This is a genomic window from Psychrobacter sp. AntiMn-1 (genome assembly GCF_001854065.1).
Classification (GTDB): Bacteria; Pseudomonadota; Gammaproteobacteria; order Pseudomonadales; family Moraxellaceae; genus Psychrobacter; species Psychrobacter pacificensis.
Window position 1 is genome coordinate 2909050 of record NZ_CP012969.1, and the last position, 15444, is coordinate 2924493.

At 43.8% G+C, this 15444-nt stretch carries 15 protein-coding genes; 12 read left to right on the forward strand and 3 right to left on the reverse strand.

Features of this window, described 5'->3' with window-relative positions:
* Positions 1-4: 4 nt before the first annotated feature.
* Positions 5-1171, reverse strand: coding sequence for a D-alanyl-D-alanine carboxypeptidase family protein (locus AOT82_RS12605; protein ID WP_071003384.1), 1167 nt, complete (start codon positions 1169-1171; stop codon positions 5-7).
* Between the two features lie 656 nt (positions 1172-1827).
* Complete coding sequence (locus AOT82_RS12610) at positions 1828-2262, reverse strand: MCR_0457 family protein (RefSeq protein WP_058025084.1); 435 nt, start codon at positions 2260-2262, stop codon at positions 1828-1830.
* Positions 2263-3082: 820 nt separating this feature from the next.
* On the opposite strand from AOT82_RS12610, the gene surE reads away from it, so the two are divergent.
* The 12 genes from surE (at position 3083) to modB (ending at position 13838) form a co-directional block, all read left to right on the forward strand.
* On the forward strand, positions 3083-3892 hold the full coding sequence (gene surE / locus AOT82_RS12615) for a 5'/3'-nucleotidase SurE (protein ID WP_227517154.1): 810 nt from the start codon (positions 3083-3085) through the stop codon (positions 3890-3892).
* 183 nt (positions 3893-4075) lie between these two features.
* Entirely contained in the window at positions 4076-4864 is a 789-nt protein-coding gene (locus AOT82_RS12620) for a M23 family metallopeptidase (protein ID WP_071003386.1), read from the forward strand.
* A gap of 68 nt (positions 4865-4932) precedes the next feature.
* Positions 4933-6231: a lytic murein transglycosylase gene (locus AOT82_RS12625; RefSeq protein ID WP_071003792.1), complete on the forward strand. Its 1299-nt coding sequence runs from the start codon at positions 4933-4935 to the stop codon at positions 6229-6231.
* Positions 6232-6586: 355 nt separating this feature from the next.
* Positions 6587-7882: a molybdopterin molybdotransferase MoeA gene (locus AOT82_RS12630; protein WP_071003387.1), complete on the forward strand. Its 1296-nt coding sequence runs from the start codon at positions 6587-6589 to the stop codon at positions 7880-7882.
* Positions 7883-8004: 122 nt separating this feature from the next.
* Positions 8005-9105, forward strand: coding sequence for a GTP 3',8-cyclase MoaA (gene moaA / locus AOT82_RS12635; RefSeq protein ID WP_071003389.1), 1101 nt, complete (start codon positions 8005-8007; stop codon positions 9103-9105).
* 111 nt (positions 9106-9216) lie between these two features.
* Positions 9217-9747 carry a molybdenum cofactor biosynthesis protein B gene (gene moaB / locus AOT82_RS12640; RefSeq protein ID WP_071003391.1) on the forward strand — a complete coding sequence of 177 codons (531 nt, stop codon included), beginning with the start codon at positions 9217-9219 and terminating at the stop codon, positions 9745-9747.
* A gap of 387 nt (positions 9748-10134) precedes the next feature.
* Positions 10135-10806 carry a molybdenum cofactor guanylyltransferase gene (gene mobA / locus AOT82_RS12645; RefSeq protein WP_227517155.1) on the forward strand — a complete coding sequence of 224 codons (672 nt, stop codon included), beginning with the start codon at positions 10135-10137 and terminating at the stop codon, positions 10804-10806.
* Positions 10807-10847: 41 nt separating this feature from the next.
* Positions 10848-11354: a cyclic pyranopterin monophosphate synthase MoaC gene (gene moaC / locus AOT82_RS12650; protein ID WP_071003395.1), complete on the forward strand. Its 507-nt coding sequence runs from the start codon at positions 10848-10850 to the stop codon at positions 11352-11354.
* A gap of 77 nt (positions 11355-11431) precedes the next feature.
* Positions 11432-11713, forward strand: a complete 282-nt coding sequence (locus AOT82_RS12655; RefSeq protein ID WP_071003397.1) for a MoaD/ThiS family protein — start codon at positions 11432-11434, stop codon at positions 11711-11713.
* Positions 11714-11766: 53 nt separating this feature from the next.
* Entirely contained in the window at positions 11767-12258 is a 492-nt protein-coding gene (locus tag AOT82_RS12660; protein ID WP_071003399.1) for a molybdenum cofactor biosynthesis protein MoaE, read from the forward strand.
* Positions 12251-13090: a molybdate ABC transporter substrate-binding protein gene (gene modA, locus AOT82_RS12665; protein WP_071003400.1), complete on the forward strand. Its 840-nt coding sequence runs from the start codon at positions 12251-12253 to the stop codon at positions 13088-13090. Before AOT82_RS12660 ends, modA begins: the two co-directional genes overlap by 8 nt.
* A 46-nt stretch (positions 13091-13136) precedes the next feature.
* Entirely contained in the window at positions 13137-13838 is a 702-nt protein-coding gene (gene modB, locus AOT82_RS12670) for a molybdate ABC transporter permease subunit (protein WP_071003402.1), read from the forward strand.
* A gap of 520 nt (positions 13839-14358) precedes the next feature.
* Here the strand turns inward: modB and AOT82_RS12675 are convergent.
* A protein-coding gene (locus AOT82_RS12675; RefSeq protein ID WP_379542921.1) for an IS3 family transposase occupies positions 14359-15434 on the reverse strand; the annotation gives its coding sequence in 2 pieces (ribosomal slippage) (positions 14359-15213 and positions 15216-15434; 1074 coding nt in all).
* Positions 15435-15444: the final 10 nt, after the last annotated feature.

Here is a 15444-nt window from a genome sequence, read left to right on the forward strand (position 1 = left end):
TTTTTTAGAACAGGTTTTTTGCCCAGCGTACGATATGTTGCCAAGTACGGCTCAAGAGTCCTGACTGTGCGACATCATTAGTGGCAACAATAGGGACAGATGCGACAGCTTTACCATCAATAACGGCCATCATCTTGCCGATTTCTTGACCTTTCTTAATCGGCGCTTCTAGGCTGTCAGGAATATCAACCACGGTCGTGATTTTATTCTTCTGCGTTTTACTGGTTAGGATTTTTAAGTTATCACCCGTTGCCAGCTCTACCTCATCGGCTTCTCCGAACCATACTGGAACTTTGCTAACGAACTGACCAGCAGGTGCTTTGGTCACTGTGGTGAAGTGGCCAAAGCCCCAGTTGAGTAGTTCACGCGACTGATCAGCACGAGCCTGCTGGCTCTTGGTGCCCATGATGACAGAGATGAGGCGCATACCGTCGCGGTTACTCGAAGCGACTAAGCAATAACCTGCCGCATCAGTATGGCCCGTTTTTAGACCATCAACGGTAGGATCGGTTGCGAGTAGGGCGTTGCGGTTGCCCTGAGTGATACCATTATAGGTAAACTCTTTTTCGGAATAAATACTGTAGTAATCACCGCTGTTTTTGACAATAGCGCGAGCAAGTTTGGCCAGATCCAGCGCTGATGCCTGATGCCCTTCAGCAGGCATGCCAGTAGAGTTGACGAAATGAGAGTTTTCCATACCAAGCTTTTGCGCTTGCTCATTCATCAATATTGCAAATGATGCTTCGCTACCCGCGATATGCTCAGCCATGGCTTTTGACGCATCATTACCTGATTGAATGATAATACCGCGTAGCATGTCGATGACGCTCGCCGTCTTATTGACTGGTACATACATGCAAGACTGACTGCTGCTACCACGGCACCATGCATTTTGGCTCATGAGTACTTGGTCGTCTTCTTTGAGGTCGCCTGATGCTAAGCGCTGTTCGATGATATAACTGGTCATCATTTTTGTCAGAGACGCTGGCGGTAATGACTCATTCGCATTTTTTTGACCCAAGATCTCACCAGTATTATAGTCCATCAATACATAGGCGGTATTATCCATCTCAGGTGGTTGTATGGCTGCGTTTGCCATCACTGCACTCATTGAGATACTTACACCAACGACCAGCTGTACTAGCTGATTTTTTACACGCTTTACTGTCATATATCATTACACCGCATCATGGAACCAAATGTATCTATCGCTTGTATTCACTGTCAATTTTCATACATTATTTTAAGCAGCATGCCTTAAACATCATGTCTAAAATAATGTATTAATCAAAACAAGAACGACTGTACGATAGACATAAAATTAACGCCTTATCTTAGCAAAATGCCAACCGATGGGGAATCGATAAATGCAAAAAAGTAAGGCATGAATAAAAAGAAAAGCGAGTAGGTATAGTGAATTCAGTATAAAAACGATACAGTGGGACTGGGATAAATTTTACGCAGCATCGAGCAGCCTAGGCACAGCACGCAAGGAAAATTTAGACCAGTTCCACCTTGATATATAATGTATCTGTTTTATTTAGGATTGACTATATTAAGTGTTTGCTCTTACTAACCTATAGATAGCTTTTGATCAGCATAAATTCAACGACCACAAAAAAGCTTGCTGTACCGCTTGTGGTTTATAAGCGGAATGACAGCAAGCTTTTTTGTTCATTAAACTTAATGGGTAAGTGTAGAGTATTGTTCTTAACGATGATGAGAGTAGAGCTCCAGAAAGAACAAGACCATGGTTTATTGTCGTTAATTATGACGGGCTTTTCTAGCGCTCAAGACGGCTCTCTACGCTTACACGCTTTTTAGCGATTAATATTCTGCGTTTGCAAGATCTTCGCATAGCGCTTTATTTTCTTGCTTTGAAAAGCCCATTGTCCAGCTACGAATACCTTGCAGTATCTGACGATAGTCTTGCTGCGTTGACAGGTATTGAATCGCTGCTTTTGGATCTTCTAACGAAGGCATCAGCTCATGCAATTGCACGGTATAAGACTTATAAAAACGTTGTTTTTGATTGCCGTTCAGCATTGATGGACAGATCTCTGATAGTACCTGCATCACAGCAATTTCATGCTTTGTGATATTAATGCCAGACATATCTAGCGGAATAGTGGTCGCAGGATTGTTTGCAGCATTAGACGCTTGAGACAGCATGGCAACAGACGTTATCAGTCCTGCCAGCCCGATTTTTGAGGCGGTCTTTGCTATCACAGAAGCTATAGATAATATCGATTGATTCTTCATTCAGTATTACACTCGCTTATCTTTATTTGATGGTGATATGTTAATGGGTAAAAAAACAAAAGTCACATAAAATATTGATTTATGTGTAGATATCTTGTGAGCCAAAGGCATTTTACAGCAACATATCAGTAGCATATACCAATGAAGTCACATCAGTATAAACGCATCAGTCTGTATTATTGTACGGTGTTGCATATTGTAACGCGTTGCCTTATTTCTCTCATTTCGACTCCATTTGAGGCAAATAATATAACAATAGACAAAAATGCCAGACGGTTTTTGGTCAAAGACTGAGTTCGGGATTATCTATTGTTCAGGTATAATCGCTCGGGCTATCAAGATAATTTAGTTTTAATGTACTGATATCACAAGGCTTTCAAGAGTAATCGCCAAATTTTTTATTTTATATACTGGGGCGTGTTGAACATTCGACCATGGCACTGACAGCGACTATTTTTTAGGCGATTCGATGTTAAAAATAATAAGTTTAGTCATTCTAAGCGCTTATTTTTAACGATGAAGCGGCAAAAAAGAGTCCTGTCCCCTGCTTTTATCTTTGGGGCTGATGCTAAAATTGCCCCATACTGCGTTACAAATCTCGCTAAGGCATCTGCATTATCGTCGCTTTGTGCCTTATCTGGAACAATTTTAGCGATCAGCAGTGCCTATTTGCGAATGTTCAACACGCCCTAGCCTTTGGTTGCTATTTTTATACGAATAAAGATATGGTACGGTAGCAAAACTTTCTACTAGAAAGACGGTTTGACACAAACATACTGAGCTGACATGAAGATTTTAATTAGTAATGATGATGGGGTGTATGCGCCGATTATTGGCACTGTCTCAAGCACTATCCACCATCGGTGAGGTCGTGGTAGTCGCACCAAACGAGGAGCAGAGTGGCTATGCTAGTGCATTGAGTGTATCAAAGCCATTGCATACGCATCAATTGCCATCGGGATTTATAGCGGTCAATGGTTCACCAGCTGATTGTGTCCATCTGGCGCTGCATGAGCTATACCGTGACGTGGATTTTGACTGTGTCATTACAGGTATCAATTCAGGTGCAAACTTAGGACAGGACGTGATGTTTTCTGGTACCTTTGGCGCAGCATTGACCGCGCAGTTATTGGGCATACCTGCTATTGCCACGTCTTTGGTAGGTGGCGGCGTAAAAAATGGTGGACAAGAATCAGCCAGTGATTATCAAGTGGCGGCAAATGAAGTTGTCAAATTGCTCACTGATACCTCGATTTTAGAGTTTCTCAAAAGTTTGCCCTATCATGTATTAAACGTTAATATTCCTGATATGGATAGCAGCAGTGATATCAAAGGGCGAAAGGTTACCTCGTTGGGACACAAGCAGATCGCCCGGCCCGTGCGTCATATGATTGACCCTCGCGGCCGAGATGCGTATTGGCTGTCTTTACGAAAATGTAAAAACAGCAAGCACAAAAATGAGCGACCCTTAGACATTTCAGCTAAATCAACCAATCAAAAAAATGTTGTATTAACATCGGGCATGACGGATGATCAAGCAGTGGCGGCAGGATACATCAGTTTGTCGCCAGTACGTCTACATCATACCCCAGCGCGGGCATTGGATAAGCTTTTGGCACTAGATTTATAAGTTCGATAGGATATGATTATCAATGACATAGGTGATAATCACCATATCGCTTGCTGTACGAGTGATATAAATCATCTGCTAGATCGCTAATTGTAGTAACAATATCTGGAGGCTTTTGAGTGATATCAAGCGCTTTTGGATGATAAAACAATAGATAAGCAACACAAAGAACAGGAACCTTGTATGAAAAGAATCATGACCGGATCGCACCTTGCTAAGGCGGCGTTGATTGGCACTATGGCAGTTGCTACCTTGTCTGTAGTCGGCTGTGCAACCAAGCCTACTTATCAATCACCAAACCAAGTAGGTCCTAAGATTATTACCAACGCACAAGGCGTCCCTAACTACCATCACGTACAACGTGGCGATACGGTCAGCCAAATTGCGGCGCGCTATCGTCTTAACTATCGTCAGATTGGCGCACTAAATAATCTGGACAGTAGATATACGATTTATAGTGGGCAATGGCTCAAACTATGGCAGGGCGGTGCAGCGACCACAGCGAGTAACAATAGCTATAGCAGACCAGCACAGTCGCAACCAACTTATACCCCACCTGTAACCCAGTCTCGAACGCCAGCATACGAGGCAACTGCCAATTCGACCTTTGGTTATGATTATCCTACTCGCAATCCAGTGACGCGTAACATTGATCCAGCGGCGGGCAATATGGGCATGTGGTTTGCTGGTAATGTCGGTGATCCAGTACTTGCTAGCCAATCAGGAACGGTGCTTTACTCAGGCAACGGTCTACCAGAATATGGCAACTTGATTATGATCCGCCATAGTGATGATTACATCACGGCCTACGCACACAATAGCCAATTGCTGGTAAAAGAAGGGGATATGGTACAGCGTGGCCAGCGTATCGCGACGATGGGTAGCAGTGGTCAGACCAATCAAGTGGGGCTGGAGTTCCAAGTTCGCTTAAATGGCAATCCGATTGATCCACGTACGGTACTTGGGCGTTAGTATTGAGCCATGTCGCTGATGGCTGGGCGGCTTTGGTCCATTTTATTTATTTATGTTTGAGACTTTTTATGAGATTAAAAAAACAATACTTCACTCTTATGCCGGCATTAGTGATGGTCGGGTGTACAAGTCAGCAAGCCATGCAAAAAAAGCCTGTGCGTCAAGGTGGCGTTGAGATTACTCAAACCCAAACCGTGCAGGTCAAGCCAACACCAGCGCCAGTTATTAAGCCGCAGCCCGCCCCAAAGCCAAGCTATAGCAGTTTTTCTGATTGGAAGTCAGACTTTTCTATGCGTGCAATATCTTCAGGCTATGATGCGGGAGTCATTCGCCGATTACTCGATTCCGCTTATCTGAATCAGCAAGTGATCTCATTGGATTCAGGACAGCCTGAGTTTTCTAAGATGCCATGGGAGTATGTGGACTCCGCTGTCTCTAGTGGGCGTGTGAGCGTAGGTAAGCGCAAGTTTGCAGAGCAGCGTGCGTTTTTGTCTCAATTAGAGTCGCAGTATGGCGTTGATGCAGAGGTGATCGCAGCGATATGGGGTATGGAGTCGTCATATGGCGCGGTCACAGGTAACAGTGATTTGCCAAGCTCGCTTGCCAGTCTCGCCTACGATGGTCGTCGTCAAGAATTTGCAGAAGCTCAGCTATTATCCTTAGCGACGCTACTCCAGCGTGGCGACGTATCATGGTCGCAATTAGATGGTTCTTGGGCAGGCGGCATGGGACAAACGCAGTTTATTCCTGAGACTTGGCTCAAGCAAGGCGTTGATGGTGATGGCAACGGTCACCGTAACCCTTGGGCCACAGGTGATGCACTCGCCTCTACTGCCAACTATCTGAGCAACTCAGGCTGGGTGCGCGGTCTAGCACCTTTTTATGAGGCGACTGTACCTGCTTCGTTTGATTATTCACTGATGGGGAGTAAGCAACCTGCAGCCAGATGGGCGGCGATGGGTGTCGATACGATAGATGACGTCTATTTAGATGCCAATACTCAGATGGAGCTATGGTTGCCAGCTGGTAAAGATGGTCCCGTATTGCTGCTAAGCCCAAACTTTGATGTTATCAAGGTTTACAATAACTCGTCGAGTTATGCGCTAGGGGTGAGCCTATTGGGCAAAACGATTGATGGACAAAGTGGTCTGCGAAAATCATGGCCCCGCTATGAGCGTCCGTTATCAACCACGCAAGTGACTAACTTACAGCGCCGTCTGACGAGCATGGGTTACGATACCAAAGGGGCTGATGGCATTGTAGGTACCAACACGCGCATGGCATTCCAGCGCTGGCAGGCGGATAATGGGCAAATACCAGATGGGTTTATCACTCAAAATAGCGCCTCTTCATTGGCTGGATGGTGAGATAAGCTGACGGTATTTATACACCGTATGAAGGTCACGATTCATAATCGCTTTTAGCTATTATAAATCAGTCATTAATCATCAATTAAGCATGTTACCTTGCTCTACAAAAAGCACCTTGCCAAGGTGCTTTTTTTGCCTCAGGCTATGTCTGATTTTGCTGAAATTTATTGAATGGATAAATATTGTGATAATCATCAAATATTTGAGTTGGCTTGATCTCGCAATCTTCAAAACTTATCAGAACAAGGTTAATACAACAAAATCGATACTGTGAATGATAGACTCTAAGGACAGCTTTTAATAATAAAGATTCAATCACAAATAATGAGAACGATCAAAAGAGCATACCTTTATGATTACTATGGAAGAATTACAAGCGGCAATAAAGCTGCGTATCAATGATTATAATGATGTGGATTTTCCGCTGCACAAAAGAGCCGTCAATATCTGTGATCTATTAGACAGCCGTAACCACATACTCGCGCAAGATATTGCATCACCTTTTGATGTGCCAAGACAGAATCTATCTGCTATGGATGGTTATGCCATTGCAAAAGGAAGTGAGCTGTCAGAAGGCAAGACGATTGAAATCATTGGTGAGTCTCAAGCAGGCAGTGCCTATGCTGGTGAGACAAAAGCAGGGCAGGGTGTGCGTATTTTTACTGGCGCGGTCGTCCCTGACTGTTGTGATACAATCATCATGCAAGAGAATACCAACTTTGCTGATATCAAAGCGACCATTGATAAGACTCAGCCGTACAGCATCACTCTCACGCAAACGGCCGAAACCAACGATCATATCCGTGCGCAAGGCGAAGAGGTTGAGTCTGGCGAAGCTGTGCTAAAGATAGGAAAACGAATTAATCCCGCCGATATCAGCTTGCTGGCAAATTTAGGCATCAGCGAAGTGAGCGTGTTTCAACCACTCGTCGTCGGTGTGCTCGCGACAGGCGATGAGCTCGTCGCTATTGGCGATGAGCTGGAACATCTAGCTCAAATATATAATTCAAACACCCCAACGCTCAAAAGCTTACTGTCGGATTTACCTATAATCATTCGTGACTATGGCATCATTCCTGATGATTTGGATAAGACGACAGCTGCGGTCAACGAAGCCATGCAAGACTGTGATGTGCTCATATCGACAGCAGGCGTCTCAGTCGGCGATTATGATTTTCTGACGACGGTGATCGAAACGCTTGGGCAAATCAACCACTATAAAGTGGCGATGAAACCTGGTAAGCCTTTCGTATTTGGCGAGTTAAATAAAAATCTCGATAAGCCCGTGTTGTATTTTGGTCTACCGGGTAATCCGCTCTCCACAGTTGTGGGCGCGCTACAGTTTGTGATACCCGCATTATGGCAGATGTCAGGTGCGAGTGTGTCCGAGCAGCCGATGGCGCTAACGATCAACGCTAAACTCACAAATGACATCAAAAAGTTCCCTGGCCGCAAAGACTTTCAGCGCGGCGTATTGTCACAAGATGAGGCGGGTCATTACCAAGTTGAATGCTTTTCAAGTCAACAATCACACAGAATAAAACAGCTGAGCCGCGCCAATTGCTTTATTGTATTAGACAAAGACAGTGGCAACGTAGTATCTGGTGGTGAGGTTACCGTACAGCCGTTTCCTTGGTTGCATCGCTAATTCACCGTTTGCCAATCTGCTATAAAATGATGGAACTAAATTAAAAAGCAATCTAGCAATGGGATGCTAAACACGAATAATAAAGTAACGCTTATGGCAAGCAATACTGATGGCAGTAATATATGAATGACAACAATATCAAAATAGACAGCCCAAAACTGTATTCTCCTGCGTCAGCACCTGTGCTGTCTGACAGCTATATACCGTCTAATTTAGTGATGCCGATTGATCAGGCAACCCAAATCCATCAGCCCTTAACGGATGGGTTTGCACGGCGTCTGACATATCTGCGTCTATCTATTACGGATTTTTGTAATTTTCGCTGTGAGTACTGCTTGCCAAATGGTTATCAGGGCAAACGTCCTGACGATGAGTTGAGCGTTTCTGAAATTGCGACATTGGTGCACGGCTTTGCCCAAGTAGGTACCAAAAAAGTGAGAATTACAGGCGGTGAGCCATCTATTCGCCGTGATGTTGTCGAGATTATCGAAACGATCAAGCAAACGGACGGTATTGAAACAGTAGCGATGACCAGCAATGCTTATAAGTTGGGTAAACACTTAGCCAGCTGGCAAGCGGCTGGACTTGATCAGCTCAATATCAGTATGGACAGTTTTGATGCGGCCACTTTTCACAAAATGACAGGTTTTGATACTTTACCGCAGATACTGGCAGATATGGATACCTTGCTAGAAACGACGGATATCAAACTTAAAATAAATAGCGTCTTGATGGCAGAGACTGCCTTTGAAAACCTGATCGCCGCGATCGACTACGTCAAAGACAGGCAAGTAACGTATCGTTTTATTGAGTTTATGCAGACCAGTGACAATAGCGACTTGTTTTTTGCCCAACATGCTCAGTCTGATATCATCACGGATTATTTGTTAGACCATGGTTGGCAGCCACACGAGCGTGGCAGTGCCGATGGTCCAGCGGTCGAGTACAGTCACCCTGATTATGTCGGCCGTGTTGGTATGATTGCCCCTTATGCGGCGCACTTTTGTGATACTTGTAACCGCTTGCGAGTCAGTAGTCAGGGCAAGGTGCATCTGTGCTTATTTGACCAAGGTAATTACGATATTCGTCCATACTTACAACAAAACGATATCCAAGGACTGGTAAACACTTTACATAGCTTTATGCCGATTAAGCCTGAGCATCATCATCTGCATGACTCGAACAGTGGTATCATGCACAATCTCTCGATAATCGGTGGTTAAGGCATTCTGAGTCTCTAATTCTGATGATAACTGATGCTGTTTTTGCTATCGCTTTTCCGACATAAGCTTTTTTTAATACATTTATAAAATTATATCTATAAAGGATCTTTTATGAGTAAGCCTGCTGCACCGTTTACCCCTCTTAATATTGCGGTATTGACTGTTTCTGATAGCCGTACGCTGGCAGAAGACACGTCAGGTCAATATCTAGCCGATAGCTTGACCGAGGCTGGACATCATTTGGCAGACCGTCAGCTGATCACTGATGATATCTATCAGATTAGAGCGGTCATTAGTGGCTGGATTGCCAGTCCAGACGTGCACGCGGTCATCACAACAGGTGGTACAGGGCTCTTTATTAGAGATAGCATGCCAGAAGCTGTCAGCGTACTATTTGATAAGTCGATTGATGGTTTTGGTGAGATGTTCCGTTTGATCTCAAAAGACGAGATTGGTATGTCTACGGTGCAGTCGCGGGCAGTGGCTGGTATGGCCAATGGTACCGGTATCTTTTGTCTACCAGGTTCATCGGGCGCGTGCCGTACAGGGTGGGAAAATATCCTAAAAGAGCAGTTTGATAGCCGTACTCGTCCGTGTAACTTTGTGCCGCATTTTTTGGCACAAAACCCCAGTCATGACTGATTTATAAATAATTGATGATAAATAATTAGGGCGTGTTGAACATTCGACCATGGCACTGACAGCGACTATTTTTTAGGCGATTCGATGTTAAAAATAATAAGTTTAGTCATTCTATCATTCTAAGCGCTTATTTTTAACGATGAAGCGGCAAAAAAGAGTCCTGTCCCTGCTTTTATCGTTGGGGCTGATGCTAAAATTGCCCCATACTGCGTTACAAATCTCGCTAAGGCATCTGCATTATCGTCGCTTTGTGCCTTGTCTGGAACAATTTTAGCGATCAGCAGTGCCTATTTGCGAATGTTCAACACGCTCTAAGCCATAACGGCTATTTAACCAAAAATGACAGGCAATGGCATAATGATGGGTTGCTCGAATAGGCTGGACAACTTGGCAGGTATAGTTATTTTAGCTGGCGGAGCATCCAAACGTATGGGAACACCAAAGGCGACGCTCACTCTGCCGACAGGTGAGCAGCTGCTAAATTATCATGTTCGTCATGCCAGCGAGTTGCAAGTTCCTATTTTGGTTGCGGATAATGGGCTAGGCTTTTATGTTGATTCAGATGCTACTTTGGACAAACCCAGTTCGCCCGTTATGCCTATTGCTGACTACGTTTCTGATTTTGACGCGGATAATGATGAGCAGATTCGTACAGGCGGTGCGTTGGTTGCTATCGAATCAGCATTGCAAACATTGACTGGCTCGAATAATCTGTTTACAACTAACAATCAGCGCGCATCGTGGCTACTGGTGATGAGTTGTGACAGCTTAATACCCGTCACTGATCTATGGCAGAAATTGCAACAAGCGATTAATACAGCGGCTAATCAGCGCGTCATTTGCTTAAAAGATAACAGTCACTTATATCCACTATTGGGACTTTATCATTTAGACATTGAACCCGATTTGAAAGCTTATATTGATAGTGGTCAGCGCCGAGTCATGCCCTTTATTCAGCCGATGGTAAAAACCTTGCCATTTACTCAGGACTGGCAGCATTTGACCAATTTTAATATGCCTCAAGAGTTTGAACAGGCGTGTGCCGCGCTACCAACATAATAAAAATACCGATAAAGAGATTACTAAGAAAAGGCGATATAATGAGTAACAGCGTTCAGACAAATCATCAATCTGCTTTATCACACTTAGATGGTAATGGTGACATCACAATGGTTGATGTCAGTGGCAAGACCGCAACGACGCGAGAAGCGAACGCGACTGGGCAAGTTCGTTTTCCGAGCGAGATTTATGCGCAGATCAAAGCGGCTGATGGGATGACCAAAAAAGGCAGCATTACGCAAACGGCACATATTGCCGGTATTATGGCTGCCAAACGCACGCATGATATGATACCGCTTTGTCATCCGCTGCCACTAGATAAGATCGGCCTCACCTTTGTGTATAATGATGCGCTGAGCAGTATCACCGTCAGCGCTGTAGTCAAAGTCACGCACAAAACAGGGGTTGAGATGGAAGCGCTAACCGCCGTGAGCGTTGCCTGCTTGACCATCTATGATATGACTAAAGCACTATCACATGACATCGTTATAAATGATATTCACCTGATTAAAAAAACAGGTGGCAAGTCAGACTATACTCATGCTTAGTGTGATAAAAAACCTAATCAATGACTAAAGATATATTGGATATCAAGCAAGGACGCTTGCAAAAAAAGGAGAAGTTTATGAGTGTTATTGAGACAAAAGCTGATATCGAATCAACGATGGATATCAATGTCATGTATTTCGCCAGTTTGGCAGATGAGGCTAACTGTCAGCAAGAGACTGTCAAACTACCCCAAGACACCTCATTGACTGAACTATATGAACAGCTTAGCCAAAAGCATCGTTTTAGCCGTCCGCAAGCAGAGCTACGGGTGGCAGTCAATGATTACTTCGCCAAATGGACAGATCAAATCAATGACGGCGATAGCGTAGTATTTATCACGCCAGTCGCTGGTGGTTAGGTATATATTTATAAGCGGCTATAGCGCCACAATTAGTGTAAATAGAGAAAAAAATGACAGATAATATCCATAACCATTCAATGACCATCAAACGTAGTACCGATGAAGCCTATCTTATTGCTGAGCGCGACGGTTTTGCGTTACTCGATATTGCAATTGACGAAAATAAGCTCAAAAGTACGTTAGACAATGACAGCTGCGGTGCGTTTGTTTGCTTTGAAGGGCGAGTGCGCAACCATAATAATGCCACGAGCGTTGATCGTCTTACGTATTACGGTTATGAAGACTTAGCAATCAACCAAGGCCGCGCCATTATAGAAGAAGCCAAAAAGCGCTTTGAGATCACTCACGCTATTGCCATACACCGCATCGGAGCGTTAGAGATTGGTGATGTGGCGGTGTGGGTGGGGGTAGTGTCAGCGCATCGCTATCCAGCATTTGATGCGTGTCGCTGGATACTAGATACTATCAAAGCCGACATTCCTGTGTGGAAGCAAGAATATTACGAAGATGCTTCATCTAAATGGCTCAGCAACAATGGGTAGGTCACTAGCTGCTATTAGTACCTCTGCGTGTTTGCTACTGGCATTAAATGCTTGTACAGCAGATAACAGTACGAATGCAGAATGGGCGACTGCTACAACTGAGCACCAAACACTACGTATCGCTGCGGCAGCCAACTTATCTGATGTCCTACCTAATATCATTGATAGCTATCAAACAGATAGCAATATGTCGAATCAAGGTAACTTAGATATCGAAGTCACTTACGCGTCTTCTGGCAAGCTATATGCTCAAATCAAGGCAGGAGCCCCTTATGATATATTCTTGTCTGCCAATCAAGAGTTTCCGGCAAAGCTGTCTGATGACAAGCGTGATAAATCTGTACAACCGTTTACCTATACTAGAGGTCAGCTTGCACTCTATAGTGTCACAAAACCTTTGAATGATTTTACGCCAGCATCGCTTCTTGACGCGTTTACAAGTGCTAGTTTCACAGATGATAGCAAGATTTCTATTGCCAATCCTGAACTTGCTCCTTATGGTGCATCTGCAAAAGCTTATCTACAATCACAAAAGCTATATGACAAATTAAGCGCTCAGAAGAATCTGATACAGGCAGAAAATATTGGTCAAGTATTTCAGTACGCCCATACAGGTAGCGTGGATTATGGGTTTGTGGCGCAGTCTCAACTCGTTGCGATAAAAGCCAAACCTGAGCAGTTTATTACTGTGCCAAAAGCATCCTATCCAGCCATCTTACAAGATGGTATCGTTATCAATAATACAGTCCTAGCAGCGGCGTTTACTGATTACTTGCGCTCGGATGCAGGACAACAGCACTTCGCGCAAGCAGGCTACCTGCCCATTCAGTAATCCGTTAGCCTAGACACGCTACCTATAAAACGAGCCGTGACATTATATGATCGACCAGTCTCTTATGTCAGATATGCTCAGTCCATTTTGGGTAAGTATTAAGCTCGCTTCTATCACGACCTTGTGCTTACTGTTGTTTGCAACTCCTATGGCTTATTGGCTTGCCAAGCCAAGTCAAAAGAAGGCAGTTGGGCGTTTCAAAATTCTGCTCATGGGCATCATTGCCATGCCTCTGGTGCTCCCGCCTACGGTTATTGGCTTTTATTTATTATTACTGCTAAGTCCAAGTATGGGTATCGGTCAATGGCTGATTGAGCACAATATTAGTCCGCTTATTTTTACCTTTGAAGGTCTAGTGGTTGGGTCTATTATTTACTCACTGCCTTTTTATATACAGCCAGTGTATGCACAGTTTTTGCGTATTCCGCAAAGTGTCACAGAAGTCGCGCATCTGTTAGAACCCAGTCGCCTGCGCCGCTTCGTCAAGGTAGCCTTACCGCAAGCGCGCGTGGGTATTATTTTGGGTAGTTTGATAAGTTTTGCTCATACCATTGGTGAGTTTGGTGTGGTGTTAATGATAGGGGGGAGTATCTCAGGTGAGACCAAGGTAGTGTCGATTGCGATATATGAGCAAGTTGAAGCGCTCAACTATGAGGCAGCGCATATGATGTCTGGTATTTTGATTATCATGGGCGTAGTAATGGTGGCGTTGATTGCTAGTGTGAGTCGCATGAGTCAGCGTCCATAGTACTAAAATACCTGCACGTCCGTTGAATGATTATAACTATTGCGAATACAAAATAGATGCTTATTGAGAGGTAGTTATATTAGAAAGAACATAGACAAAAAACACAAACACAAAAAAACCCCAAACAATGTAATGTTTGAGGCGAAACTTGCTTAGACTTTACAGTCTAAATTCGTTTTAAATATGGCGCAGCGGACGGGACTCGAACCCGCGACCCCCGGCGTGACAGGCTAGACCCACCATATTTCATTAAATTACTTTAATCTATGTCAACCTGTAAAGACTTATGTAGCAAGGGCTATAGAGATTATTATGTTAAGACGTTTAGCATACTTTAATACATTTTATACTGATTAATAAGCTTGTTTTGGTCACCTAATAAGTATAAATATTATACTTACATCAAGGTAAATTAAGTATAGTATTTATACTTATATTTAAGAGTTTTTCTCAATACTCTATCCTTGATGTAATTATCCTGTAAATACCCCATTCTTAACACAACATCATCGTAGAATTGTTAAGCCACCTGCCTGTACTCAGCAGGTGTCATATCATTAAGTGAATCATGGGGTCTTTCGTTGTTATAAACCTTGATCCAGTCTTCAGTCAGCATATTGACCTCGTTTAAATTGTTGAAAAGGTAGCAATCTAAAACCTCATTGCGATAACTGCGATTAAACCGTTCAATATAAGCGTTCTGATAAGGACAGCCAGGCTCGATATAATCAATATAGATGCCATGAGCTGATGCCCAATCAGTGAATACCCTGGATGTAAACTCACTGCCGTTATCCACACGAATTTGCTTAGGATAACCATGCCACTCAGCCAGCTGATCAAGGTAGCGAATCACTCGGAGTGAGGGAATACTGGTACCAATATCAATGCCTAATACCTCACGGTTATAATCATCAATCACATTAAAGGTTCGAAAGCGAATATTGTTGTGTAGTCTGTCGCTCATGAAGTCCATTGACCATGTATGCCCCAATGCATTTGGCACACTTAGCGGCTGAGGGTTACGTGTTGGTAAGCGTTTTTTAGACTTGCGGCGTAGGTTTAAGTTTAACGCTGTATAAACTCGATGTACGCGCTTATGATTCCATGAATAGCCAAGCTTACGTATACGTTTAAAGCACTTTGGAAAGCCCCAGCGATTGTGCTTGTCAGTAAGCTCATTTAAGACATCAACAATCTCACTATCATCAAATAGCTTAGGCTTATAGTAGTAAGCGGTTCGACTCATGCAGACCACCTGACAACTCACTGCAATGCTGACATCATACTGCGCCTGTAATTCTTGCGCCCAGACTTTGCGCTCGGGTACAGGCGCTATAGCTTTTTTATGATCTCTTCCTGCATTTGCGCTTTGAGGCTTAAATCAGCATACATCTGTTTGAGCCTACGGTTTTCTTCTTCAAGCTCTTTTAATCGCTTAACATCAGAAGCTTCCATACCACCGTACTTGGAGCGCCATTTATAGAAAGTCGAGCTAGCAATCCCGTATTTACGGCACAGCTCTTTAGCAGGTATTCCAGCTTCTGCTTCTTTTAAAATGGATACTATTTGGGTCTCAGTCATTCGTTTGCTCATATCAAAACTC

Bases quoted from the DNA above. Each gene is read 5' to 3' on its own strand.
- AOT82_RS12655 (WP_071003397.1), top strand. From the start codon at position 11,432: ATGAGTGTTATTGAGACAAAAGCTGATATCGAATCAACGATGGATATC.
- moaC (WP_071003395.1), top strand. From the start codon at position 10,848: ATGAGTAACAGCGTTCAGACAAATCATCAATCTGCTTTATCACACTTA.
- moaB (WP_071003391.1), top strand. From the start codon at position 9,217: ATGAGTAAGCCTGCTGCACCGTTTACCCCTCTTAATATTGCGGTATTG.
- AOT82_RS12620 (WP_071003386.1), top strand. From the start codon at position 4,076: ATGAAAAGAATCATGACCGGATCGCACCTTGCTAAGGCGGCGTTGATT.
- AOT82_RS12630 (WP_071003387.1), top strand. From the start codon at position 6,587: ATGATTACTATGGAAGAATTACAAGCGGCAATAAAGCTGCGTATCAAT.
- AOT82_RS12610 (WP_058025084.1), bottom strand. From the start codon at position 2,262: ATGAAGAATCAATCGATATTATCTATAGCTTCTGTGATAGCAAAGACC.
- moaA (WP_071003389.1), top strand. From the start codon at position 8,005: ATGAATGACAACAATATCAAAATAGACAGCCCAAAACTGTATTCTCCT.
- modB (WP_071003402.1), top strand. From the start codon at position 13,137: ATGATCGACCAGTCTCTTATGTCAGATATGCTCAGTCCATTTTGGGTA.
- surE (WP_227517154.1), top strand. From the start codon at position 3,083: ATGCGCCGATTATTGGCACTGTCTCAAGCACTATCCACCATCGGTGAG.
- AOT82_RS12605 (WP_071003384.1), bottom strand. From the start codon at position 1,171: ATGACAGTAAAGCGTGTAAAAAATCAGCTAGTACAGCTGGTCGTTGGT.
- AOT82_RS12625 (WP_071003792.1), top strand. From the start codon at position 4,933: ATGAGATTAAAAAAACAATACTTCACTCTTATGCCGGCATTAGTGATG.
- modA (WP_071003400.1), top strand. From the start codon at position 12,251: ATGGGTAGGTCACTAGCTGCTATTAGTACCTCTGCGTGTTTGCTACTG.
- AOT82_RS12660 (WP_071003399.1), top strand. From the start codon at position 11,767: ATGACAGATAATATCCATAACCATTCAATGACCATCAAACGTAGTACC.